The organism is Microcoleus sp. D2_18a_D3, from assembly GCF_036702455.1.
Lineage (GTDB): Bacteria > Cyanobacteriota > Cyanobacteriia > Cyanobacteriales > Microcoleaceae > Microcoleus.
On record NZ_JAUBTK010000095.1, the window covers coordinates 7014 to 28597 of the forward strand.

The following is a 21584-nucleotide window of genomic DNA, read 5'->3' on the forward strand; positions in this document are numbered from 1 at the left end:
CTAATTTGGCTATCCTCCGTGTATCCGTGTTTATCCGTGTCGTACTGGTTGCTGCTTGTCCCCTCGCGGGGAAGAGGACTTCAGTCCTCACTACGAACCTATTGCCATTAGACAATGTAAGGAGAATCGATCGGCTTTGCCCGATTAATCGCCACCAAAGTCTGGTAAATCAAAGCCGAAATCTCAGCGCGGGTAATATCCCGCTGCGGCGAAAGCCAATCGCGGGAAGGATAATTAACCACAATCTTCAAAGCAGTTGCTGTGCCGATCGCACTCAAAGCATAATTAGGAATTTGAGAACGATCGGTGTAAACTTTCAAAGAATCAGGATTGCCGCCCTTAAGTTCCAAACCGTTAACCAAAGACACGATCGCATCAGCCTTAGTTAAATTCTGATTCGGGCCGAACTTCAACCCCGGAAACCCCGCCAAAAAGCCCCCCCGATTGGCCCGTTCGATCGCACTTCTCGCCCAAAAACTAGCAGAAACATCAATAAAATTTGTAGCCGGCACCCTGGGAATCGGACTAAACGCACTCACCAACAGCGCCGCATATTGAGCACGGTTTAAACTGTCATCAGGCCTAAAAGAACCGTCAGGAAAACCGCTAATTATATTCGCCGCAGCCAAAGCTTCAATAAACTTCTGTGCCCAATGTCCAGAAATATCGCTGAACACCGCACCGCCGATATTCGGATTGCCGCCGCCCTTTCTCACCGCAGCTTGCACAGCTTTAAAAGCATTCACTTTCCCGTAACCAAACCAATCGCTGCGACCGTTGTTAGGATCGTAATTTCCCATGCGATTGCCCAACTGGGGATCGGGATCGGGATCGACAATTTTTTCAGCAGTTTGTTCGAGAATTCCCCGCACCTCCCGCGCCGTTAAACGGGGGTTAGCCGAAAGTATCAACCCTGCAACCCCAGCGACTACTGGAGTGGCGCTGGAAGTACCGCCAAAAGTATCAGTATAGTCCCCCCAGTCGTAGCCCCGATCGCCCACTCGATCGGCAGTAAACACCCCCAAACCGGGCAAATACTGCGTCACCTCCGGCGGCGTGCCGATAAATCCGGTTTCGGGCAACCAAGTTCCCGGCGGCGCGTTGTTGCTGGGGGCGCAAACCGAGATGCTGGAACCCCAATTGCTGTAGGCTGCTTTTTTGTTGAGGGAAGTGGAAGCGGTGACGGCAATTACGTCGGGGTGAACGGCAAATCCGTTTAGCCATCTAGTTTGACCCTCCACGACGTTGTTGGGCCAGCCTTTCTCGTTAATTGTGCCGTTGACTGGGCGGTTGGCATTCCCTGCAGCGAACAGAATAACGCAGCCTCTGCCGCCCCGCCCTTGGGTTGCTGCTTTGGTGATGACTGCACTCTGCCGCAGGGAAAGGGGATAGTAAACGGCTGAAGGCCCCCAACTGCAAGAAATGACGGCGGCACCTTTTTCGATCGCCCAATTAAATATTTTTTCGACAGAATTGTCATCGAGAAAACCCGTGGTACGGATGGGCATCAGGGCGCAGCCGGGGGCGACGCCGACAATGCCTTTGCCGTTTTCTTCAGCAACGGCGACGCCGGCACAACTTGTGCCGTGGTTGTCTGAGTCGGCGACTGGCATCGGGGAAGTGTCGCCCTCTTTGAAATCGATGGGTGAGACGATTTTGCCTTGGCCTTGAAAATCTGGGTGGGTGATGTCAACTGAATCGTCGGCGATGGCAATTACGATCGATCGAACTCCGCGAGTCATGTCCCAAGCTGGTTCGGCATAAATTTGAGCACCGCCGACAAGTTGGTTGCCGCCTTTGTTATTGAGATACCACTGTTTGGGATAAAGCGGATCGCGGGGCGTGTAATGCTGCTGCGTCTCTACTACAATGTTGGGTTCCGCTACGAGAACTTCTGGATATCTTGTCAGGCGGTTGGCAATTTTGACCGGGTTTTCTGTTGCTTGTTTGGTGACTTCGCAGACGAAGGTGTTAGCAATTCCTTCTACTGGCCGGACTATTTTTAAAGCTGCTGCATTGGCGATCGCCTTTCGCGATTTTTCGTCTACTTGTTCGCCAAATTGAATCGTAATTTGGTCGGTTAAATAAAAGAATGTACTCGGATTGTTCGCGGGGCAATAGACGTGGCTGGCAAAAGCTACGGCATCGCTGGCGCGGGCTGCTTGCATTGCTGCTTCTAGGCTAGAGGGCGCAACGAGATATTCATCGAGATTGCTTTGGCCGATGCGGCGGTTGAGTTTGGCCCCAGTTGTTGCAGCCCAATCGTTTGAGGCTGATGCTGTTGATGAGGGGCGGACTGTAAAGCGATCGTCCGCTTTTGACAGCAGCAATTCGTCGCCGCCACGCTGCAAAATCACTGCCAGACTTTCATCTGGGACTCCGATACCTTGATAATTTTGAAGAGTGTCGGAGGTGGGTTTGCTTGGTTGTACCATCAGAAATGTTCCTGTTTGACTTTGATGCAGTTTAACCAAACATATTTATAAACTATTAGGGATGTTTCTACCATGCGGGGTTTGAAGCTGTAACTAACAGCGGTAGTTTTTCCATCAGTCTGCGTCGGGCTGAGTTTGTGCGATCGCGTTGCTAGCGGTTTCAACCGCCGAGTCTTTTTCGAGATCAGCAAGTTTTTCAGATAAACACGCTCAAATAAACACGCTAGGATTAACATTAAAAAATTCTCCCAGCGCCTTAGCTTGCGCCTTGCTAATCGCCCGTTTCCCATTAACCACCTCAGAGACTACTCCTTTGGAACCAATCACGCCCACTAAATCGGCTTGTTTGAGTTCGCGCACTTCCATGAAATGCAATAGAACATCCTGGGGACTCACTTCTGGATCTGGGTAATATTTTGATTCGTATTCTTCGATCAACAGCCCCCAGAGACTCAGTAAAGTTTCTTCTTCTACTGTTAATTCTTCTTTAGACATCAGAAAATCGACTTCTGCGAGGGCAAGATCATTATCTTCTTCGTTCAGGATTGGCTTAGGCTGAGATTTAGCCAGCAGTTGACCGTAAGCTGTTTTTTCAATTGTGATGTTCATTTCTCATTCCTTTGCTTGCTTACTTAGACATGGTTCTCAAGTAGAAGGTGGGTGTTTGTTTCTCGGTATCATGATTTTGACGTTTAGAGTAAATGTTTTTGATTGATTGAATACATCAGGGAATCTGTAAGGTTTCCCCGATGATTTTAGTGGGAGTTAACCTATTTTATATTTAACTTCATCTTCATCATTCCACTTGATTTTCTCATACTCGGTATGGGTTAAAAATTTTTTAAAATATATAATTTTGGCGGTATAGTTGATTTTTACGATTAATCTATACTGATTGCCTTTAATATTAAATATGGTATATCCACAGACTTGATCGACCGATTTGGAATATCCCTGTCGAATCTCTTCTAGTGATTCCCAATCGTTGTCTTTGATGGCCTTGCGCCAGACTGCGATCGCAGCCTTGGCATCGTCGGAGTAGGATTCGATAGCACTCTCCAGATTTTTCTTGGAAATTAGTCTCATTCCAGTACCGTTTTTTACACGACACCTCCATGTTCTCACAATGAGAACTTTCTGTCAAGTCTCTACTTGAATTTTTCCTAAAGAGCCTTTTGCCCGATCGCGCACCCTTTGACATTTCAACAAATTTGGTTTACACTTAGCCGGTTGCGATCGCCAATGGTAAGATCGGCTCAAGCTAAATATTTTTTTAAAGCGCACAGGCGCAAAGTAATTTCATGGTATACTCTGGAACTGTTTGTTGGCTTCGCTCCACTGCCCGGATTACGATCGGGGCGATCGCAGCTTTTACCCTGTTGCAACCGCTCCCAGTCCAAGCACAACAACCTTCTGGGCCAGAGAACCAACCCCAAGTCGAACCCGCCGACGACCCCACAGACCCCAACAATCTTCGCCCTCTGACGCAAGACAGCAGTCTGCTGAGCGTCCCAGGAGGCCAGCGTTTGATGACAGAAGCCAGCAGTGCTATTTCCAATCAGAATTACGCACTGGCTACTCAAAAACTCCAAGAATCCCGCCAAATTTTCAATCAACTGTCCAACTTCTACCAACAACTGGGTAGCAGTTTTGCCGGAATTGACATCCGCTTGGCCGAAAGCCACCGCACCAAAGCTGTAGAAACAGCCCAAATGCGCGACGAAGCTACCTACCGACTGGCGTTGGTACACCGGGCGCAAAATAAGCCCGAACTGGCTGTGCCCCTGCTGATTCAGATTATTCGATCGCAGCAGCCAACTCGCGACTTGGGCAAGAAAGCTTACCAGCAGTTACTAGAATTGGGTTTTGTGGATTCGCCCTTTCCCCGGCCGGCCAGCGCTCAACCGAGCTCATCGACAAAATAGTTTCCCTCAAATCTAAATTACAGCCGTTTATCAGAGAAACCAATGGTTACACCGTCTCAAGTAGCAGAAATGATTAAGGCAGGGTTGCCCGACGCTAAAATACAAGTTGACGATTTGACGGGTGGCGGTGACCACTACCAGGCGAGAGTCGTCTCTGCAGCCTTTGAAGGAAAAAGCCGAGTACAGCAGCACCAAATGGTCTACGGCGCTCTCAAACAGGCAATGGCTAGTGAAGCTATCCACGCTTTGGGCTTGGAAACCTTAACTCCCGCAGAATGGGAAGCGAAAAGTCAAGTTGCTTAATTGTTGAGCGGCAATTGGGTATCACAAGTTTGTGCTTCTGTCAATAGTTGCTTGAAATACAACTGCTGCAATTACGCACAAAAACCAAAGAAACCGGGTTTTTTAACCGGAATCTATGGCTGTAACGAAAGATTTTCGTAAAAAACGCGGTTTCTGCGTCAGTCAACGTTTAAAAATTTTCAAACAATATTAGGAGCTACCATGACTACAGCAGCACATGAAAGAATTGACGAGTTGGTTAAGCAAAACAAAATCATGGTGTTTATGAAGGGCAATAAGTTAATGCCCCAGTGTGGTTTTTCTAATACTGTGGTGCAAATTCTCAATACTTTGGGAGTGCCTTACGAAACTGTTGATGTTTTGGCAGACCAGGAAATTCGTCAAGGCGTTAAAGAGTATTCCAACTGGCCGACAATTCCCCAAGTTTATATCAACGGCGAGTTTATTGGCGGCTCGGATATTATGATCGAGATGTATCAAAAGGGCGAATTGCAAGAAGTTGTAGAAGTGGCTTTGGCTTCTTAAATTAGACAGAAAAAACATATCCCCGACTTCTTAAAGAAGTCGGGGAAATAACAGCAATCGGGTTTTACGTTGAATTAAGTTAATTTACTTAATTACTTATGTCCAGGCAAAGCCTAGGAACGCAATGCAGTCGGCTAGGCATCGAATTTTTAGGCTCCCAAAGCGAGACCGAGCCTGTGGACATCGGTTCCGAGGCATAGCCAGGGAACCCGTTAAAATTGCCAATTCCCAATTCCCAATTCCCAATTCCCAATTCCCAATTCCCAATTCCCAATTCCCAAATCATCAAGGGTTTATCAAACCGAATTTGCTATTTAATAGTAGTCTGATTCAGCCTGTGTCTGTGTCTGTGGCATTGCAAAATTGGAGGGGTCGTGAATGTAACGCGCTGCTTCTTCCTCTAGTCTGTGAATCAGATAGGGTTCCAGGCCGTTGGAATGCCGCAGGGCTGCTAAATAGCCGTCTAAGTAAAGCCGCAGGTCATCGAAGCGATAACCTCTATTCCACATTTCGACGAGGGCGTCGGTGAGTTTTTGGTAGTGCCGGATTGTTTGGGTGTCTTGTAGCATGGTATGAGCTTGAAATCCTTTGTGGTTTGTATAATGACGGCGGGATTTAGGAACGGCCTCGATTGATGCTGAGTGGCTCAGCTTGAGGCTATTTCTAAATAAAAGTTTTTACCCTGCTCAACAGGCTACCCTCCATAAAAAATTTCACTCGTTGCAATGCAGTTGCTCGACTTTTTGCGCGCACCTAGATAATTCGCTGTGCGTTTAATGGAGTCGGGATGTGGCTGAATTTGACGGTCAAAGTGGCTGAGTGTTCCGGCTACCGAGCGAACGGTTGGAGGAATTCTAGTTTCACTGGCGCGATTTGTCAACCTCCTGGGAATGGGGGCTGGGTCGGGGGGATCGCTTTTAGCAGGCGGTTGGGGCATGGGATCGATCGGCTTTACACTGTCTTATTTTCATTGTAAGCTTACCGCCAGAATGATTTCACCTTTCTGCAGGCTGACTCTGCCAAATTAACCTAATCTTTAAAATTCGTACCCTAGGTATGTCCGCTGCTTTAAACGCAGCTAATGCTTGAGTAGCGATGGTTACAAAAGCTTGACAAAAGCTCTGTTAACCTTGTAGCAATTAGTGATATGGGAAGCTCGCCTCTGTGGAATCTGCAAGTATTTCAATTGTTGAAGGGAATCCGCACCTGCGATCGCTCTTGGGCTGGCATCTACAGCAAGTCGGTCACTGGGTGCACCAGTCAGCGGATATCAGTCACGCTAGGGAAATATTTTTCAGCCGCCAGCCAACCCTAGTCATTCTGGATGCCCAATTGCCGGATGGGGACGGTTTGGAATTTTGCAACTGGCTGCAACAGCAGCAGCAGTCGCTGATTTTGATGCTGTCGGCGCGGAATTCGGAATCCGATATTGTTGAAGGTTTGAAGGCGGGGGCAGACGATTACCTGACTAAACCGTTTGGGATGCAAGAGTTTATGGCCAGGGTGGAAGCTCTGATGCGCCGCAACCGCACGATGCTACCGCCGGCGACGCTGGAGTGCGGGCTGCTGAAAATTGATTTGGTGCAGCGCCGAGTCAGGTTGTACGACGAACATATTGAGCTGACTCCCCAGGAATTTAGCCTGCTGTACGTGCTAGCTCAAGCTGGAGGAGTGCCGCTGTCGCGCTCGGATTTGCTGCGGAGGGCCTGGCCTGATGCTATTGATAACCCCCGGACGATCGACACTCACGTACTCTCTCTGCGTAAAAAAATCGAAATCGACCCGCGACAGCCGAGCCTGATTCAAACTGTACGGAATGTCGGCTACCGACTGAATCTGGAGTTGTTGAATAATGCCAATCAACATTCACCAGTGCCCAGAGCGGTGCTTTCTTAGACTACGATCGAGCTATAAGTAGGATTTTATTTTGAGAATTGATTGGCGATCGCATCTGTTTTCGCAGCCATAATAAAATCATTGCGATGCAGTCCAGAAATCGCATGAGTCCACCAAGTAACGGTAACTTTTCCCCACTCGGTTAACAGTGCGGGGTGATGTCCTTCAGTTTCTGCTGCTTCGCCGACGCTGTTTGTAAAGGCGATCGCACTTTTGAAATCCGGGAATTCGTAGGTGCGTTCTATTTGGGGAATGCCCTTTTTTTCGATTAAATTCCAGTCGGGAATTTGAGGTTTTAGCTGGACAATTTCGTAAGCTGTGAGGCGGGGAGAGTTTGGGCGGCAGGCGGCACAGCGTTCTTTTGCTAAAGGTTCCATAAATTGCGTGTTAGCGATCGGATGCTAAAAGATATTATAGACATTTCTAATCTGAATTATTTTGGACGGGGCAACAGTCATTTAGGAGTGACGTAGAGAGTGCGATCGAAATCGTTCAAAAAACAGATGAGCAATCATTTAAAATTCATGGAAATAATCGTTCACAGTGGAATTGCTTAAACCGATAATATCAGGAAGGGGCGGGTTGATTTGGCTATCTTTCTGAGATTGTAAACCTTGGTGAAGCCGCCCCTGCAAGTGCGATCAACCGATAATTTTCTTAATCAAATCCAACTTACCTAGATAGGGAGCGTACCGCCATTTTAAGTCAAGTAAAAATGACTTTTGCAGCACGCTTTTGTAATGACAAAAAGTATCAAAACTTGCTTTCGCGTGATAGCTACCGATGCCGCTTTCACCAACTCCGCCAAAAGGTAAATCTTTTACTCCCACTTGCATAACCGTGTCGTTGAGACAAACTCCCCCCGAAGAAGTTTCCCGCAAAACTCGCTCTTGTTTCTCTTTATCCTTCGAGAACAAATACAAAGCTAAGGGTTTGGGACGGGCGTTGATTTGGGCGATCGCCTCTCCAAAATCATCATACTCCAAAACTGGCAAAATCGGCCCAAAAATCTCATCCTGCATCACCGGCGAATCCCAGGAAACACGATCTAAAACCGTCGGTGCAATATATCTATCCTCCGGCTTAACTTCCCCACCTACGACAATTTCTCCATCTTTGATAAACGCACTCAAACGGTCTAATTGCCGCTGGTTGATAATCCGCGAATAGTCGGGACTTGTTTGGGGATTGTCGCCGTAAAATTCGTGAATGACTGTTTTAATTGCTGTCATCAAAGCAGGTTTAACTTTTTTATCAACTAATAGGTAATCGGGAGCAATGCAAGTTTGTCCGGCATTGAGAAATTTGCCCCACGCAATGCGTTTGGCGGTGTATTCAACCTGAATGTCGGAGTCTACAATGCAAGGACTTTTGCCACCTAATTCCAAGGTTACAGGTGTCAGGTGTTTAGCGGCAGCTTCCATGACAATTCGACCGATTTTAGTGCCTCCAGTAAAGAAGATGTGGTCGAATTTTTCGGCTAGTAATTGTTGGCTGATTTCCACGCCTCCTTCGACGGCGGCTACATAAGCGGGATCGAAGGTTTTGGTAATCATGTCGGCGACAACTGCCGAGGTGTGTGAGGCGATTTCCGAAGGTTTGAGAAGTGCACAGTTGCCGGCGGCGATCGCCCCGACTAAAGGTGATATCATTAACTGAAACGGGTAATTCCAAGGCCCGATGATTAACACTACGCCCAAAGGTTCTGGGTAAATGCGGGCCGATGCTGGGAATTGATCTATTGAAGCAGGCACTTTTCTCGGCTTTACCCACGATTTGAGGTTTTTGAGGGCATAATTAACTTCGGCAATCGATGCGATTTCAAGATAAGCCTCGAATTCCGGCCGACCCAGGTCTGCCTTGACAGCATCGACTATTCGTGATTGATTAAGTTCGATCGCACTTTTAAGTTTTTTCAGTTGTTCGATCCGAAAATCGACATCCTTAGTTTTCCCAGTTGCAAAAAATTGCCGCTGCTGCTGGATAATATCGCTGACGCTGATTACCATTTTTTGTCCTCCATGTCTATAAATAAATGTTACAACAGTAAAAGGAAAGTCGGGTAAAGTGCGATGGTGTTAAAGCCTAGACCTCTTGAAAAAGTCTGCGATCTGGGCTTTATGCTATAACTTATAAGGTATTAAGTGTAGATTTTTAATTTGAGTTAAGTCATGAAAATCTCTAAGAACGATTTTTTTTTCTATTCCTGCTGGCTGCTTTGCTTGCTTGCAGTAGCAGGATGTACCTCTAAGCCCGAAAAGCAAGTTGTCATCTGCTCGAAAGACTTTACCGAACAAGTCATCCTCGCAGAAATTTTAGCACGCCATATCGAAGCTAAAACAGATATCAAAGTAGAACGAGAACTGAATCTGGGAGGTTCGCTTTGCCATCAATCCCTAACAGCAGGTAAAATCGATTTGTACGTCGAATACACGGGGACTGCTTACGCCAACCTGCTCAAACAGAAACCAATTTCTGACCCCAAAAAAGTCCTCGATTACCTCAAACAAGAATATCCCAAACAGTTTAAAGCAGAATGGACGGAACCGCTGGGATTTAATAACAGTTTTGCGATTATTGTGCGGGGAGATGATGCCAAAAAACTCAATTTACAAACTCTGTCACAACTTGGGAAAGCTGCACCTAACCTCCGGGCTGGTTTTGGCCCAGAATTTAACGAGAGAGAAGATGGATTTCCCGGATTGGCTAAAACTTACGGGATTAAGTTTCGAGAAGAACCGAAGGAGTTGCTGTTAGGATTGCTTTATCAAGCGCTGCAACAAAAAGAAGTAGATGTGATTGCTGGTAATACGACGGACGGTTTGATTCAAAGTTTGGGTTTAGTAGTTCTCAAAGATGACAAGAACTATTTCCCGCCCTATGAAGCAGTTCCGGTTGTGCGATCGCAAGTTTTGGAAAAATACCCGGAATTGCGTCCAGTCCTCGCAGAATTGGGCGGCAAAATCTCCGAGGAAGATATGCGACGACTCAATTATCAAGTTGATAAGAAACAGCAGGAAGCTGGAGAAGTAGCCCAGGAGTTTTTGCAGCAAAAGTTGGGCGCTGCAAAGCCTTAAACTCCGCCAAAATATGATTAAAATAGCCCTAGAAGAATTTATCCGCCGCCGCGAAAATCAACAACTGTTAGAAAAAATTAATGCTGCTTGCGAAGCACCTCTCTCTGAAGAAGAACAAGTTTTGCTTTGCAAGATGAGTCGCTCTCATCGCAGGCTGGTGGAAGGCGAATGGTAATCAATATTTTCCAAGCTGCAAAACAGGAGCTTTTATCGCTTCAATCTGGGACTCGGCAACTTCAACGGTAATTGCTTCGACATTGAAACCCTCTAAGCTATAACCATCTTCTTCACCTTCCGGCATCTGGTAGTGTTCAACGATAGTTGCTGTCTCACCTTTTTTTAGGCCATACTTAGGAATGTCTTCTCGCAATGCTACCTGTGAAAATAGTTTAAATTTCATGGGGCTTAACCTCTTGTCAATCAGGAACTAATTTAACAAATCTGGTTTCGGATGGAGTAACGATCCAAACGGTTTTAACTTGTAAAATCGTACCGTTTGGACCAGTTAAACTGCCTTTAATCATGTACTTTTGACCGTATCTTGTGTTTTCCATTAGCTCCGCTTCCAGGGGAAGTATCTGGCTTCTTAAATCTCGATCGAGCTGTTGCCAGTTTTCTATGCTGTAACCACCTCGATCGAGAAACTGAGATTTGTCGTCTTTAGGAAGCCGGATTAATAAATAGTTGGTCAGCTTTGCTGAAGGAATAACCGAGTGAAGGCTGAGTTTTGCCATAGGAAGACTTTTCTCTTAAGTCCCTTCACTCAGCCTCCGCAAATTCAAAATATCGCTCATCTTTTTAATTTGCATACAAGTGCGCTCGAACTGTTGTTTATCCTGGATATCCATGCACAAGTCAATTAATGCCGGCAATCCGGTATAGGTTTTAACTTGAGCGCTGCGGACGTTTACTTGGTTGTCCTTCAAATGCGATAAAACATCATTGAGAACTCCCACTCGATCGAGGGCTTCAATTTGAATGTTAACCGGATAAGTGTTGGGTCGAGATTCATTGCGGTTGCTGGAATTCCAACTCACAGGAACCAACCGATCCCCAGGTACGCTTTCAACATTTGAACAGCCTTGCCGGTGAATCGAAATTCCGCGAGTGCGAGTCACCACTCCAATAATTGATTCCCCAGGAATCGGACAGCAACAGCCAGATAAATGGTAGAGCAATCCCTCTACACCTGCGATCGGCGATTTGCTCGGAGACGAACTCGGTACTGGTTTCGGTGCCGTCGATGCAGGTATTAGCTGGGGCAATTCGTGGTTTCCGGCGGGAGCAGCTTCAATTTTTTGCTGCACTTTTACTAAATCTCGCAGTCGATTTACTACGAGATTTAGGGTGACTTCGCCGTAGCCCAAACCGGCGATTAAATCTTCGACGCTGTGGTAGTTGCAGCGCTGAGCCACCGACTGCATGGGTTCAGATTTCAGCAAAGATTCTAAGCCGTTTTTACCTAATTCTTTTTCCAGCAATTCCCGCCCGCGAGCAAGATTTTCATCTCGATGGGATCGCTTCAACCACTGGCGAATTCGGTTTTTTGCTCCGTTTGTCTTGACAAAGTTCAGCCAGTCGGAACTCGGATGACCATTTTTTTGGGTCAAGATTTCTACAATATCGCCGTTCTTTAAAACCTTGTCTAGTGTTACCATTCGCCCGTTGACTCTGGCACCGGTGCAGTGATTGCCAATTTCTGTGTGAATGCGGTAAGCAAAATCTACGGGAGTTGATCCGCTATTGAGAGCAATCACGTCTCCGTTAGGAGTAAAAACGTAAATATCTTCGTCGAATAAGTTGTCCTTAATGCTTTGTAAATATTCGCGATCGTCTTTGAGGTCGCTTTGCCATTCTAGGAGTTGTCGCAGCCAAGTAAATTTTTCGTCGTCGCCGGTAACTGTTGTGTTAGAACCGCCAGTTTCTTTGTATTTCCAGTGCGCGGCAATGCCGTATTCTGCAATGTGGTGCATTGCTACGGTGCGGATTTGCACTTCGATGGGGCGACCGCTGGTTCCGATTACTCCGGTGTGCAAAGATTGGTAGCGGTTGGCTTTTGGTAAACCGATATAATCTTTAAAGCGGCCGGGAATCGGGCGGAAAGAATCGTGGACGATCGCCAAAGCCCGATAACAGTCATCATTGGTTTCTACTATGATCCGCACCGCCGCAATATCGTACACTTGCTTAAACCCTTTTTGGCGGCGCTGCATCTTGGCGTAAATCCCGTACAAATGTTTGGGACGGCCGCTAACTTCATAGCATTTAATGCCTAAATTGTCAAGCCTTTCTCGCAAACAATCTGTGACTTCTGCGAGTTGAGTTTCTCGATCGGCCCGCTTCTCGGCCACTAATTCCTGAATTTCGCGGTAAGCATCAGGTTCCAGGTATTTAAAGGCTAAATCTTCCAATTCCCACTTAAAGCGGCCAATACCCAAACGGTTCGCTAGGGGAGCAAAAATATCTCGGGTTTCTAGGGCAATACTGCGCTGCTTTTCTTCGGACAAATGCTCCAGAGTCCTCATGTTATGCAGCCGATCTGCCAGTTTGACGACAATGACGCGAATATCTTTAGCCATTGCTAGGAACATTCGGCGGAAATTTTCCGCAAGGCGCTCTGTTTTGCTGGAAAAATTAAACTTAGAAAGCTTGGTGACACCTTCAACCAACTGTCGCACTTCCGCGCCGAACCGCTGTTCTATTTCTTCGAGAGTAATATCTGTATCTTCAACAATGTCGTGGAGGAAGCCCGCGGCAATCATGACGTTGTTGCCGCCCATATACCGGAGTATTCCAGCCACAGCTACCGGATGGCAAATGTAAGGTTCTCCCGATTTGCGGTATTGTCCTTCGTGCAAGTCGCGGGCAAATTCAAAGGCCCGACAAATTAAGCTGTCGTCAGTCGAACAATTCGAGTTAGGGTTCCCATCAGGCTGCGATCGATTATTCAGGCATTCTTGCAGCCAATCGGGGACTACAGCAGGATCGATCGAAGGAGAGGGAGTCAGAGTGTTCGCGTTCATGGGGTACACCTTTAAAACTTAGAAATACAAATGGTTAAAAGCCAGTTTTTGGTTGAATTGCCGAAATTATGTGTTTAGCTATACTAAACTAATTGAATGCCACAATTTGCAATTCAAAAAAATAGTCGATTTTTCTCAAACTATACCTATGTAATCCCGAGTCGCCCCCCCTCGGAGGTAGGAAAATATAGTGACACCACTGCCGCCGCCGCAGTCTGTCGATCGAGGAGAATCTGGTAAAATCAGCAGATTTGGGCGGTAGCCGTTGAGGTTGCGGGGGATCGGCATTTACCGGCAACGCTAAACTAAAAGCAGCAGCCAGAAGGGTAGAGTTAGGGCAGAAAATCGAAAAAAGTTCTCACAAAACAGGGAATTGCTCCAAAAACGCACCGCTTCCCTCCAATATGAGCAAACTTAAGTAAGTATCTACTTTGATTATAAATACAAATTTGTTTACAAAATCATGATATTGTCCGAAGACCGCCGCCAGTGCTACCAAAAATTACAGCAAGCACTAGAACAACTACAAACAACTGCTGCACAGGATAATCTGGATCGGGCCGCGCTGGCGATCGAATACACAAAAGTGCAACAATTTTTCGGAAACCAAATTATGAGAGCCGAAAGCGATGACTTAGACGCCTCAGAAACACCCCCAGAGCAGTCCTATTTGACGGAAATTCACAAGCAACTGCGGTTATTGGGGACAGATGTCACGTTTTTGCAAGCGTCGCGCCAGCCAGCGACAGCAAAGGCGAGGCAAACTGCGGCGATCGCGCGGCTTAACACGCTAATTGGCTACTGTGGCGCGCTGCTGCAAAAAAATTCTGGTTCTTCAGGGCCCGCCCAGATACAGAATTAATAATTGAATTAACAGGGAATTAATAAGGCAAGGAGAAATAAAGCGGTGGAATGTCCAAAATGTAAACATCCCAATTTAGAAGGCGGTACCTTAGCCGGCCGTATGTCGGTGCAGTGGTGTCCCAACTGTTACGGTATCTGGATTCCAGGCAGAGAATACGAAGCTTGGCAAAAAGAGCAAAGCCAGTGGTACAACAAATCCGAGAAGCCTGATGCGACAGCGACTCTCGGCATAGAATTCACCCCGTCTGTCTACGACAGCAAAGCAGCGCTGTGTCCCGAAGACGGTCACTATCTGTCGCGGGCGAAAGTTCCTTTCAGTAGAGTGCCCTTTTACATAGAGCGCTGTATGTTGTGCGGGGGCATTTGGTGCGATAACGGCGAGTGGGACATTCTCGAAAGTCTGGGATTCCACACCGAGATTGACAAGATGTTTTCTCCGAATTGGCAAGCTAAGGCCCGCGTGCAAGAACTCGCCTCTCGCGAACGTCAAGTGCTGACTGAGAAGCTGGGGCCGGATATCGCCGGATATGTATTGGAACTCGCGGAAGTTTTAGCAGACCATCCTCACGCAGATTGTGCCGCTACTTACATACTGCGGAGAGCTGAGTTGAAGCGAAGGGAGATTTAGTCAGTTGATGGTTGTCAGTTGTCAGTTGTTAGTTGTCAGTTGTCAGTTGTCAGTTATCAGTTGCTCGGTGAATGATGTACTAATAAAAGCTGTGTTTGTAGCTATTTTTATTTGTATTTACAAACAGCAGAGCAGTCTCTTGCCAATAACTAATAACTCTGGAACACTAAGAAGTAACAACTAACAGCCAGTATATTGACCATTAAATAACAAATAACAAATAACAACTGACCACTGACTACTGACTAAGGACTAATGACTAATGACTAATGACTCTTCTCTATTTTCCGTTGACAATCTGCGAGTAGCTTATCCTCAGCGGCGGGGCCAATCCGGTTGGGCCGTTGACGGGGTTTCCCTGACGCTGAAACCGGGGGAAAAGCTCGGATTAGTTGGGGAGTCTGGCTGCGGTAAGTCAACTTTGGGAAGGGCGGCGATGCGGTTGCTGCCGGATTCAACGCTGATTGAGGGGCGAGTTAGTTTTGCTGGAGAGTCAGTGTTTGATATGAATGCTTCCCGGCTGAGACGGTTTCGGGGCGAAGCTGTAGCATTGATTTTTCAAGATCCGATGACTCGTCTCGATCCTTTGATGAGTGTAGGAGAACATTGCATCGAGACTTTGCAAGCTCACAGACCGAATTTGGATCGCAAGCAAGCTAAGAAACGGGCGATCGAAACTCTGGAAGCTGTGAAAATTCCCGCCTCTCGCTGGTCGCAATTTCCCCACGAATTTAGCGGCGGAATGCGGCAAAGAGTAGCAATTGCTTTGGCTCTTTTGCTCGATCCCAAATTAATTGTGGCTGACGAACCGACTACAAGTTTGGACGTAACTGTAGCTGCTCAGATTTTGCAGGAATTAACCCGACTTTGCGAGGAACGGGGAACGGCTATTTTGTTGATTTCTCACGATTTGGCGATGGTGGCTGAGTATTGCGATCGCATTGCGGTGATGTACGGCGGTAAAGTCGTAGAAACAGGGCCGGTGCAAAACGTGTTTGAAAAGCCGCAGCACGAATATACTCGATCGCTCCTCAAAGCAGCTTTGCACATTCAAGCCGATTCTGAAAAAGGGTTAGCATTCGAGGAAATCAGGACTGAAGCCGTTACTGCAAACTCAACAAATTCGCCTCTTTTGACCGTAACGAATTTGCAGCAACACTACAGTTTAGAAAGCAATTTATTAGATCAGTTGTTTTCCCGGAATCGCCAGGTAATTAAAGCAGTAGACGGCGTTAGTTTAGAGCTACAACGGGGAGAAACCCTAGGGCTGGTGGGGGAGTCCGGCTGTGGCAAAAGTACCTTGTCACGCACGATTTTGCAGCTAATTACTGCGACTGGCGGCAAAGTGGAATTTCAAGGAATAGATATAACTGCCCTGAACCGCGATGCTGTGAGGAAGCACCGCCGCGAAATGCAAATGATCTTTCAAGACCCCCACGCTTGCCTGAATCCGATGATGACTGTTGGGCAAAGTATTGCTGACCCTTTATTTATTCACAAATTAGCTAATGGCAGCGAAGCTAAAAAACAAGTAATCCAAATGTTAGAGCGGGTGGGTTTAACTCCAGGGGAGGATTTCTTTCGCCGCTATCCGGGGGAATTGTCGGGAGGACAACAGCAGCGAGTTTCGATCGCCCGCGCTTTGATTACTCGGCCGCAACTGATAATTTGCGACGAACCTGTGAGTATGCTGGATGCCAGCGTGCAGACTCAAGTTTTAGAGCTGATGTTGGAGTTGAAACAGGAATTTAATTTGACTTATCTGTTTATTACGCACGATTTGTGGGTGGCGAGATTTTTTTGCGATCGCATTGCGGTAATGAATGCTGGAAAAATTGTTGAAATCGGTAAGACTAGGGATATTTTTACTAATCCGCAGCACCCTTATACTCAGCAGTTGTTGCAGGCTGCTCCTTTACTAGCCCGAACTAATTGATTTGGGATTTGGGATTTCGGATTTGGGATTTCGGATTTGGGATTTCGGAAATTTCCGGTTAAATTGGTTAAAGTTAAGGGATACTTTTCAAATCCTTCCACCGACACCAAGCACGATATGGCAGAATCTGACCTAGGCAGTTTTGCGGTGGCACCCGAAGCCTCATTCGCGATCGCACAAGATGAAGACACCGAGATCGATCGTCCGACGGTAACTCGATCGTCAGCATACAACAACTGGTCTGCCGACGATCCAGTGGGAGCTTTGTTCAAGGAAATGGCTCGGTATCCTCTACTTACAGCAGCCGAAGAAGTAGAGTTGGCGCGCCGCGTTCAAGAATTGGTAGCCCTGGATGAACTAGAACAGCGTTTGCAGCAGGAATTGGACAGAGTGCCGACAAAAGCTGAAATCGCTGCGGCTTTAGGGATAAGCGAAACTCAACTGCAACAGCTTCGCCACCAGTGTCAGTCGGCGAAACGGAAAATGATCAGCTCGAATTTGCGCTTGGTGGTTTCAATTGCCAAACGCTATCTTAATCGGGGCGTGCCTTTTCTCGATTTAATTCAGGAAGGAGCTTTGGGTTTGAATCGGGCAGCCGAAAAGTTCGATCCGGAGAAGGGTTACAAGTTTTCTACCTATGCCTATTGGTGGATTCGCCAAGGAATTACCCGGACAATTGCCAATCAAGGGCGGACGATTCGCTTGCCTGTTCACATTGTCGAACAGTTAAATAAACTCAAAAAAGTTTATCGAGATTTGAAGCGTTCTCTTCAACGCAATCCCAGTGAAACTGAACTTGCTAGAGAAATGCAAGTTAGTTGCGAACAGCTTCGCTACCTCCAGCAAGTACGTCGGCAATCTTTGTCTCTCAACCACCGCATCGGCTCAGAAGAAAGTTCGGAACTTTTGGATGTTCTCGAAGATAACGCGACGCAATCTCCCGAAGCTCAGATGAATGAGATGATGATGCGCCAAGATATTTTGGAGGTGTTGGACAGTATTTTGACTGAGCGGGAAAAAGAGATTGTTGCTATGCGTTACGGTTTGCTGACCGGCGAACCTTACACTTTAGAAGAGGTCAGCAGTTTGTTCAATTTGTCCCGCGAACGAGTCCGTCAAATTCAAAATAAGGCAATGCGAAAGCTGCGTCGCCCTCAAGTGACGGAACGATTGAAGGGCTGGTTGAAATAGGGAGCATCTCAATGAAAGCAGCCCTCCGCTAGAAATAGGAGCCAGGAGTCAGGAGTCAGGAGTCAGGAGGAAAGAGGAAGAAGGAAAGAGGAAGAAGGAAGGAGCCAGAAGGAAGGAGCCAGAATAAGTGTTTTTACAAATATGAGCTGCTCCCGTTGAAATAAACTAAAAAACATTGAGTTGGCATTGTGAAAAATCTTAAAATTATTGTGGGTGGGTACTCCAACGCCGCCCTAAATATGCTAATTCAAGGTTGACAAACTTAATTAAAAATTACAAATCAAAAATGTCTTGATGTGGTATTTTTAATTGTTGATTGTCGCGTACTACTTACTTATTTATGTCTTCTGAGGTAATTTTGCGTCCAGCTACCCGCGCTGACGTGCCGGTGCTGTTTGATTTGATTAAAGCTTTAGCTGAGTACGAAAAATTATCTCATGCCGTTACTGGCAATGCGGTTGATTTGGAGAATCATTTGTTTGGCGATCGACCTTTTGCTGAAGCGGTTTTAGCCGAGTGCGAAAATCGAGTGGTGGGCTGGGCGCTGTTTTTTTACAATTATTCTACTTTTTTGACTCAGCCGGGAATTTATTTGGAAGATTTGTTTGTGATCCCTGAGTTTCGAGGGCGGGGAATTGGCAAATCTTTGATAGTTTATTTAGCGCAGTTGACAGTAGAAAGGGGCTGCGGGCGTTTGGAATGGAGCGTTTTGGATTGGAATGAATTGGCGATCGGATTTTACAAGGGTATCGGTGCTGATGTGATGCCCGACTGGCGGATCTGCCGGGTTGCGGGCGAGTCTTTGGCAACTTTGGCATCCCAGTAATTCAGGTTTGTGCAACAGGCATCTTGGCTGTGTGTGGAACAGGCATCTTGCCTGTTCAGCTAAAAGGCCGAACTCGGGTTAATTAATACCGACCTACTTAAGTGGCAAAAATATAGGAAAATTTAAGTAACAGTAGATTTTGATTGAGAGAGTAGATCGTGATTATTTGGGTAAACGAGCAAATCGATCCGTCGGGCATTCTTTATTCTTGCATTGCTTGTTGCGATGAGACTCAAGCGAAGGATTGCCACGAATCTTTTGAGAAGAATTTGACGGCAGAGCAAAAACAGCAGGGCTGGGTTGCTACTTTGCGGACTGTTAGTTCTTGGGATGAAGTGCCTGTTAATGCTTTGAAATTGAATTAATGAGTGCAAGTCATCAGCAGCTTTAGTCTCCCCCTGTTTCCGTTCGCTCGAAACGGCAGGAAAACGGGGGACATCTGTTTGGAAAAGGCAAGATAGCTCGATCGCACATTGGTCAAATTAACAGAGGTTTTGTCAATCTGAAGGCAAAAAGCTGCAATCATTTGGGGCTGCCAGTCTGAGGATTGTGCCCGGGAAGATGCGGGAATTTGGGCGGAATTTTTTGGGCCTGGAGTGCTGCGAACACGCTAGGACGAAAAAGCGTGCAAGTGCGATCGTCTTCGAGGGCTCCGCTAACGACAAGTCGCATTTTTCCAACTGATTTTAGCATTATTATTAATAGATAAAGGCATTTCAAATTGTCAAGTTAAATTTTTATGATTGAAACCTTATTTCACGCTTATACGCCTCTAGTTATCTGGACGGGCTTGGGACTGCTGCTGTTTCGGTACATCCCAGTTGATTTTCCCAAGCTGCTGAGCCACTTTCTTTTCTGGATTGGGATACCGCTGCAAATTCTAGTTTTAGCCCGTCAGAGCGATTTTTCGGGTGCTGTGGGATTCACGCCGGCGATCGCCATATTCGTGTTATTTCTGAGTACGAGTTGTGCTTGGCTGACTTGGGTATTATTACGCAGGCTGAGTGCGGCCCACATCAAAAAGCCCTATTTTCAGGGCAAAAATTCTCTGGTCAATTTATTTTTATTAAATTTTAATTCCCTGAAGCGATCGAGCCAAGGCAGTTTTATCCTAGCTGCGATGTTAGGGAATACGGGCTTTGTTGGATTAGCAATCACCCCGTCGATCATCAGCACCGATAACACCAACTGGGCTGTCTTGTACAGCGTCACTAACAATGTTATTGGAACTTATTGTTTCGGTGTATTTATTGCTAGCTATTTCGGGAACTCCGAGCAAAAAAATCACTGGTGGACTCAGATCCGGGACGTGCTGACAGTTCCCGCTCTGTGGGCATTTTTAATTGGTTTTTATACTAGAAACATCCCCCTGCCCGAGACAGTGGAATCGGGATTGCAGACTGCGGTTTGGGTGGTAATTGCCAGTGCTTTACTGCTGGTTGGCATCCGGTTGAGGTCTATTAAGAAATGGGAAAGTTTTGAACTGGCGTTAATCCCGTCGCTGTTAAAAGTGGTAATTGTGCCGGTGTTGATCGGATTGGGTGCTAGTTATTTCGGATTGAGTGGCGATCCGAGGTTCGTGTTGGTGTTGATGTCGGGAACGCCCACAGCTCTTTCGGTGCTAATTTTAGCAGAAGTCTACGAGCTCGATCGCGATTTGTTAGCTAGCAGCATCGCCATAACTTCCGTCGGGTTGCTGTTGATGCTTCCGCTGTGGTTAGCGGGGTTTAGTTGAAGTTGGGCGATCGCGTGGGAGTTAGAAACCGGGTTTCTTCTCAAAATCTCGGTAAGGATGCGTAAATTATCGCAGAAACCCGGTTTCTGGGATTTGGAGCGCATTACTACAACAGGAAATAAACCCAACACTAATGATTCTGGCAAGACTTTTGAGAGTTGGTCTAATATAGAAATAACTTCTAGGAGGTTAGAGGCATGACAAGCATATCCGACGAACAAACAGCTATCATCCGTACAGAAAGAGGACTGACGATCGCAGGTACGCGCATCACTATCTACGACATCATGGACTATGTGACGGCTCAATATCCGCCTAAGTTTATCAGGGATTGTTTGACCTTACAGAAAAACAAATTAACGCGGCTTTAGCTTATATTGAGGAAAATCGCGCCGCCGTTGAAGCCGAGTATCAAATAGTTCTTAAGGAAGCTGAAGAACTGCGGCTGTATTATGAAGAAAAAAATCGCGATCTCATTGCCCGAATTGCCGCCGGGTCAACAATACCAGGAACGGAAGCTGCTTGGGAAAAGCTTCGAGCCGCGAAGGCCAAACTTGATGCTAAAGCATAATTTTTTTGATCGATCGTAATCTCAACGCCCACGCCCTAATTTTGTTTTGCTCTATTGCTAATCAAGGTTGGCTTGATATCATCCCAATTCGTTTTATCACCTTAAAGGAGATTGCTTTAATATGTTAACTAAATACATCCAAGCTGCCATGAAGCAAGCTAAGTATGAAATTTTCCCTGATGATGGGACTTTCTACGGAGAAATTCCTATCTGTGAGGGAGTCTATGCAAATGCTGTAAGTCTCGAAGCTTGTCGAGAAGAATTGCAAGAGGTATTGGAAGACTGGATTTTACTTAGTCTCACCCTGAAACTTCCTTTACCTGTCCTTGATAATATCGACCTTACAGTTACCAAGGAAGTTGCCTGATGCCTCCTTTAAAACCAGTCAAACGTCGAGACTTAATTTATTATCTGAAACAACTGGGATTTGACGGCCCATATTCGGGAAAAAGGCATCAGTTCATGTTGAAAGATAACCTTCGCATTACCATCCCCAATCCTCATCAAGGTGATATCAGTGCCAACTTTTTAGCTAAGATTTTGCGACAGGCTAAAGTTGATATTAGTGATTGCTGTAGTTTAGACTAAAAAATGAGCGCAGCTAAAAGTAGCTACCTTTGAATCTTAGGCAAGCTGTTGCTCACAAACT

30 protein-coding genes are annotated in these 21584 nt (G+C 46.4%); 18 read left to right on the plus strand and 12 right to left on the minus strand.

All coding sequences use genetic code 11. The features are described from left to right. Positions 1-107: 107 nt before the first annotated feature. The 4 genes from QUB06_RS29305 to QUB06_RS29320 all read right to left on the minus strand — a co-directional run bounded on the left by QUB06_RS29305 (position 108) and on the right by QUB06_RS29320 (position 3521). On the minus strand, positions 108-2435 hold the full coding sequence (locus QUB06_RS29305) for a S8 family serine peptidase (protein WP_333438267.1): 2328 nt from the start codon (positions 2433-2435) through the stop codon (positions 108-110). After that, positions 2435-2671 (minus strand): hypothetical protein, encoded by a 237-nt coding sequence (locus tag QUB06_RS29310; RefSeq protein WP_333438268.1) that lies wholly within the window; start codon positions 2669-2671, stop codon positions 2435-2437. Before QUB06_RS29310 ends, QUB06_RS29305 begins: the two co-directional genes overlap by 1 nt. After that, positions 2646-3044, minus strand: coding sequence for a transcriptional regulator (locus QUB06_RS29315; RefSeq protein ID WP_333438269.1), 399 nt, complete (start codon positions 3042-3044; stop codon positions 2646-2648). The genes QUB06_RS29310 and QUB06_RS29315 overlap by 26 nt, the downstream gene beginning before the upstream one ends. Positions 3045-3200: 156 nt before the next feature. Beyond that, positions 3201-3521, minus strand: coding sequence for a type II toxin-antitoxin system HigB family toxin (locus QUB06_RS29320; RefSeq protein WP_333438270.1), 321 nt, complete (start codon positions 3519-3521; stop codon positions 3201-3203). 215 nt (positions 3522-3736) lie between these two features. Between QUB06_RS29320 and QUB06_RS29325 the strand changes: the two genes are divergently transcribed. The 3 genes from QUB06_RS29325 (at position 3737) to grxD (ending at position 5188) form a co-directional block, all read left to right on the plus strand. Further along, positions 3737-4360 (plus strand): hypothetical protein, encoded by a 624-nt coding sequence (locus QUB06_RS29325; protein ID WP_333438271.1) that lies wholly within the window; start codon positions 3737-3739, stop codon positions 4358-4360. 42 nt (positions 4361-4402) lie between these two features. Then, positions 4403-4663, plus strand: coding sequence for a BolA family transcriptional regulator (locus QUB06_RS29330; RefSeq protein WP_333042760.1), 261 nt, complete (start codon positions 4403-4405; stop codon positions 4661-4663). 201 nt (positions 4664-4864) lie between these two features. After that, positions 4865-5188, plus strand: coding sequence for a Grx4 family monothiol glutaredoxin (grxD, locus tag QUB06_RS29335; RefSeq protein ID WP_333042762.1), 324 nt, complete (start codon positions 4865-4867; stop codon positions 5186-5188). 314 nt (positions 5189-5502) lie between these two features. Here grxD and QUB06_RS29340 read toward each other — a convergent pair whose 3' ends face one another. Both QUB06_RS29340 and QUB06_RS29345 read right to left on the minus strand, forming a co-directional pair. Further along, a complete protein-coding gene (locus QUB06_RS29340) occupies positions 5503-5757 on the minus strand; it encodes a DUF6761 family protein (protein WP_333146016.1) in 255 nt (84 codons plus the stop codon). A 125-nt stretch (positions 5758-5882) separates the two neighbouring features. Further along, positions 5883-6125 carry a hypothetical protein gene (locus tag QUB06_RS29345; protein ID WP_333438272.1) on the minus strand — a complete coding sequence of 81 codons (243 nt, stop codon included), beginning with the start codon at positions 6123-6125 and terminating at the stop codon, positions 5883-5885. Between the two features lie 227 nt (positions 6126-6352). Here QUB06_RS29345 and QUB06_RS29350 point away from each other — a divergent pair, with 227 nt between their 5' ends. Beyond that, positions 6353-7084 carry a response regulator transcription factor gene (locus tag QUB06_RS29350; protein ID WP_333315635.1) on the plus strand — a complete coding sequence of 244 codons (732 nt, stop codon included), beginning with the start codon at positions 6353-6355 and terminating at the stop codon, positions 7082-7084. A gap of 26 nt (positions 7085-7110) precedes the next feature. On the opposite strand, the gene QUB06_RS29355 is transcribed toward QUB06_RS29350, so the two are convergent. Both QUB06_RS29355 and QUB06_RS29360 read right to left on the minus strand, forming a co-directional pair. Continuing rightward, positions 7111-7461: a 4a-hydroxytetrahydrobiopterin dehydratase gene (locus QUB06_RS29355; RefSeq protein WP_333080668.1), complete on the minus strand. Its 351-nt coding sequence runs from the start codon at positions 7459-7461 to the stop codon at positions 7111-7113. A 264-nt stretch (positions 7462-7725) separates the two neighbouring features. Further along, positions 7726-9093 carry an aldehyde dehydrogenase gene (locus QUB06_RS29360; protein ID WP_333438273.1) on the minus strand — a complete coding sequence of 456 codons (1368 nt, stop codon included), beginning with the start codon at positions 9091-9093 and terminating at the stop codon, positions 7726-7728. 162 nt (positions 9094-9255) lie between these two features. Here QUB06_RS29360 and QUB06_RS29365 point away from each other — a divergent pair, with 162 nt between their 5' ends. Next, the gene (locus QUB06_RS29365) at positions 9256-10161 is read left to right on the plus strand and encodes a glycine betaine ABC transporter substrate-binding protein (protein ID WP_333438274.1); all 906 of its coding nucleotides are present in this window, start codon (positions 9256-9258) and stop codon (positions 10159-10161) included. A gap of 13 nt (positions 10162-10174) precedes the next feature. Continuing rightward, positions 10175-10336: a hypothetical protein gene (locus QUB06_RS29370; RefSeq protein ID WP_333438275.1), complete on the plus strand. Its 162-nt coding sequence runs from the start codon at positions 10175-10177 to the stop codon at positions 10334-10336. Here QUB06_RS29370 and QUB06_RS29375 read toward each other — a convergent pair whose 3' ends face one another. From QUB06_RS29375 to QUB06_RS29390, 4 genes are all read right to left on the minus strand, one after another. Further along, the gene (locus QUB06_RS29375; protein WP_333438276.1) at positions 10337-10561 is read right to left on the minus strand and encodes a DUF4926 domain-containing protein; all 225 of its coding nucleotides are present in this window, start codon (positions 10559-10561) and stop codon (positions 10337-10339) included. A 16-nt stretch (positions 10562-10577) separates the two neighbouring features. After that, positions 10578-10895 carry a DUF6883 domain-containing protein gene (locus QUB06_RS29380; RefSeq protein ID WP_333438277.1) on the minus strand — a complete coding sequence of 106 codons (318 nt, stop codon included), beginning with the start codon at positions 10893-10895 and terminating at the stop codon, positions 10578-10580. A gap of 15 nt (positions 10896-10910) precedes the next feature. Continuing rightward, positions 10911-13184, minus strand: a complete 2274-nt coding sequence (locus QUB06_RS29385; protein ID WP_333438278.1) for a bifunctional (p)ppGpp synthetase/guanosine-3',5'-bis(diphosphate) 3'-pyrophosphohydrolase — start codon at positions 13182-13184, stop codon at positions 10911-10913. A 135-nt stretch (positions 13185-13319) separates the two neighbouring features. Continuing rightward, positions 13320-13472 carry a hypothetical protein gene (locus tag QUB06_RS29390; RefSeq protein WP_333438279.1) on the minus strand — a complete coding sequence of 51 codons (153 nt, stop codon included), beginning with the start codon at positions 13470-13472 and terminating at the stop codon, positions 13320-13322. A 175-nt stretch (positions 13473-13647) separates the two neighbouring features. Between QUB06_RS29390 and patD the strand changes: the two genes are divergently transcribed. The 12 genes from patD (at position 13648) to QUB06_RS29450 (ending at position 21523) form a co-directional block, all read left to right on the plus strand. Beyond that, positions 13648-14046, plus strand: coding sequence for a heterocyst frequency control protein PatD (patD, locus tag QUB06_RS29395; RefSeq protein ID WP_333438280.1), 399 nt, complete (start codon positions 13648-13650; stop codon positions 14044-14046). 45 nt (positions 14047-14091) lie between these two features. Then, positions 14092-14676 carry a zf-TFIIB domain-containing protein gene (locus QUB06_RS29400; RefSeq protein WP_333127640.1) on the plus strand — a complete coding sequence of 195 codons (585 nt, stop codon included), beginning with the start codon at positions 14092-14094 and terminating at the stop codon, positions 14674-14676. Between the two features lie 262 nt (positions 14677-14938). Next, a complete protein-coding gene (locus QUB06_RS29405; protein ID WP_333438281.1) occupies positions 14939-16612 on the plus strand; it encodes an ABC transporter ATP-binding protein in 1674 nt (557 codons plus the stop codon). 117 nt (positions 16613-16729) lie between these two features. Then, on the plus strand, positions 16730-17803 hold the full coding sequence (locus QUB06_RS29410) for an RNA polymerase sigma factor, RpoD/SigA family (protein ID WP_333438282.1): 1074 nt from the start codon (positions 16730-16732) through the stop codon (positions 17801-17803). Between the two features lie 340 nt (positions 17804-18143). Beyond that, complete coding sequence (locus tag QUB06_RS29415; protein WP_333438283.1) at positions 18144-18629, plus strand: GNAT family N-acetyltransferase; 486 nt, start codon at positions 18144-18146, stop codon at positions 18627-18629. 158 nt (positions 18630-18787) lie between these two features. Beyond that, the gene (locus QUB06_RS29420) at positions 18788-18994 is read left to right on the plus strand and encodes a glycogen debranching protein (RefSeq protein WP_333038077.1); all 207 of its coding nucleotides are present in this window, start codon (positions 18788-18790) and stop codon (positions 18992-18994) included. A 374-nt stretch (positions 18995-19368) separates the two neighbouring features. After that, complete coding sequence (locus QUB06_RS29425; protein ID WP_333438284.1) at positions 19369-20364, plus strand: AEC family transporter; 996 nt, start codon at positions 19369-19371, stop codon at positions 20362-20364. 57 nt (positions 20365-20421) lie between these two features. Then, positions 20422-20565 carry a hypothetical protein gene (locus QUB06_RS29430; RefSeq protein WP_333438285.1) on the plus strand — a complete coding sequence of 48 codons (144 nt, stop codon included), beginning with the start codon at positions 20422-20424 and terminating at the stop codon, positions 20563-20565. Then, positions 20562-20735 (plus strand): hypothetical protein, encoded by a 174-nt coding sequence (locus tag QUB06_RS29435; protein WP_333438286.1) that lies wholly within the window; start codon positions 20562-20564, stop codon positions 20733-20735. Before QUB06_RS29430 ends, QUB06_RS29435 begins: the two co-directional genes overlap by 4 nt. After that, a complete protein-coding gene (locus QUB06_RS29440; RefSeq protein ID WP_333438287.1) occupies positions 20696-20935 on the plus strand; it encodes a hypothetical protein in 240 nt (79 codons plus the stop codon). The genes QUB06_RS29435 and QUB06_RS29440 overlap by 40 nt, the downstream gene beginning before the upstream one ends. Positions 20936-21056: 121 nt before the next feature. Further along, the gene (locus tag QUB06_RS29445) at positions 21057-21302 is read left to right on the plus strand and encodes a type II toxin-antitoxin system HicB family antitoxin (protein ID WP_015178899.1); all 246 of its coding nucleotides are present in this window, start codon (positions 21057-21059) and stop codon (positions 21300-21302) included. Beyond that, entirely contained in the window at positions 21302-21523 is a 222-nt protein-coding gene (locus tag QUB06_RS29450; RefSeq protein WP_333438288.1) for a type II toxin-antitoxin system HicA family toxin, read from the plus strand. Before QUB06_RS29445 ends, QUB06_RS29450 begins: the two co-directional genes overlap by 1 nt. Positions 21524-21584 lie beyond the last annotated feature (61 nt).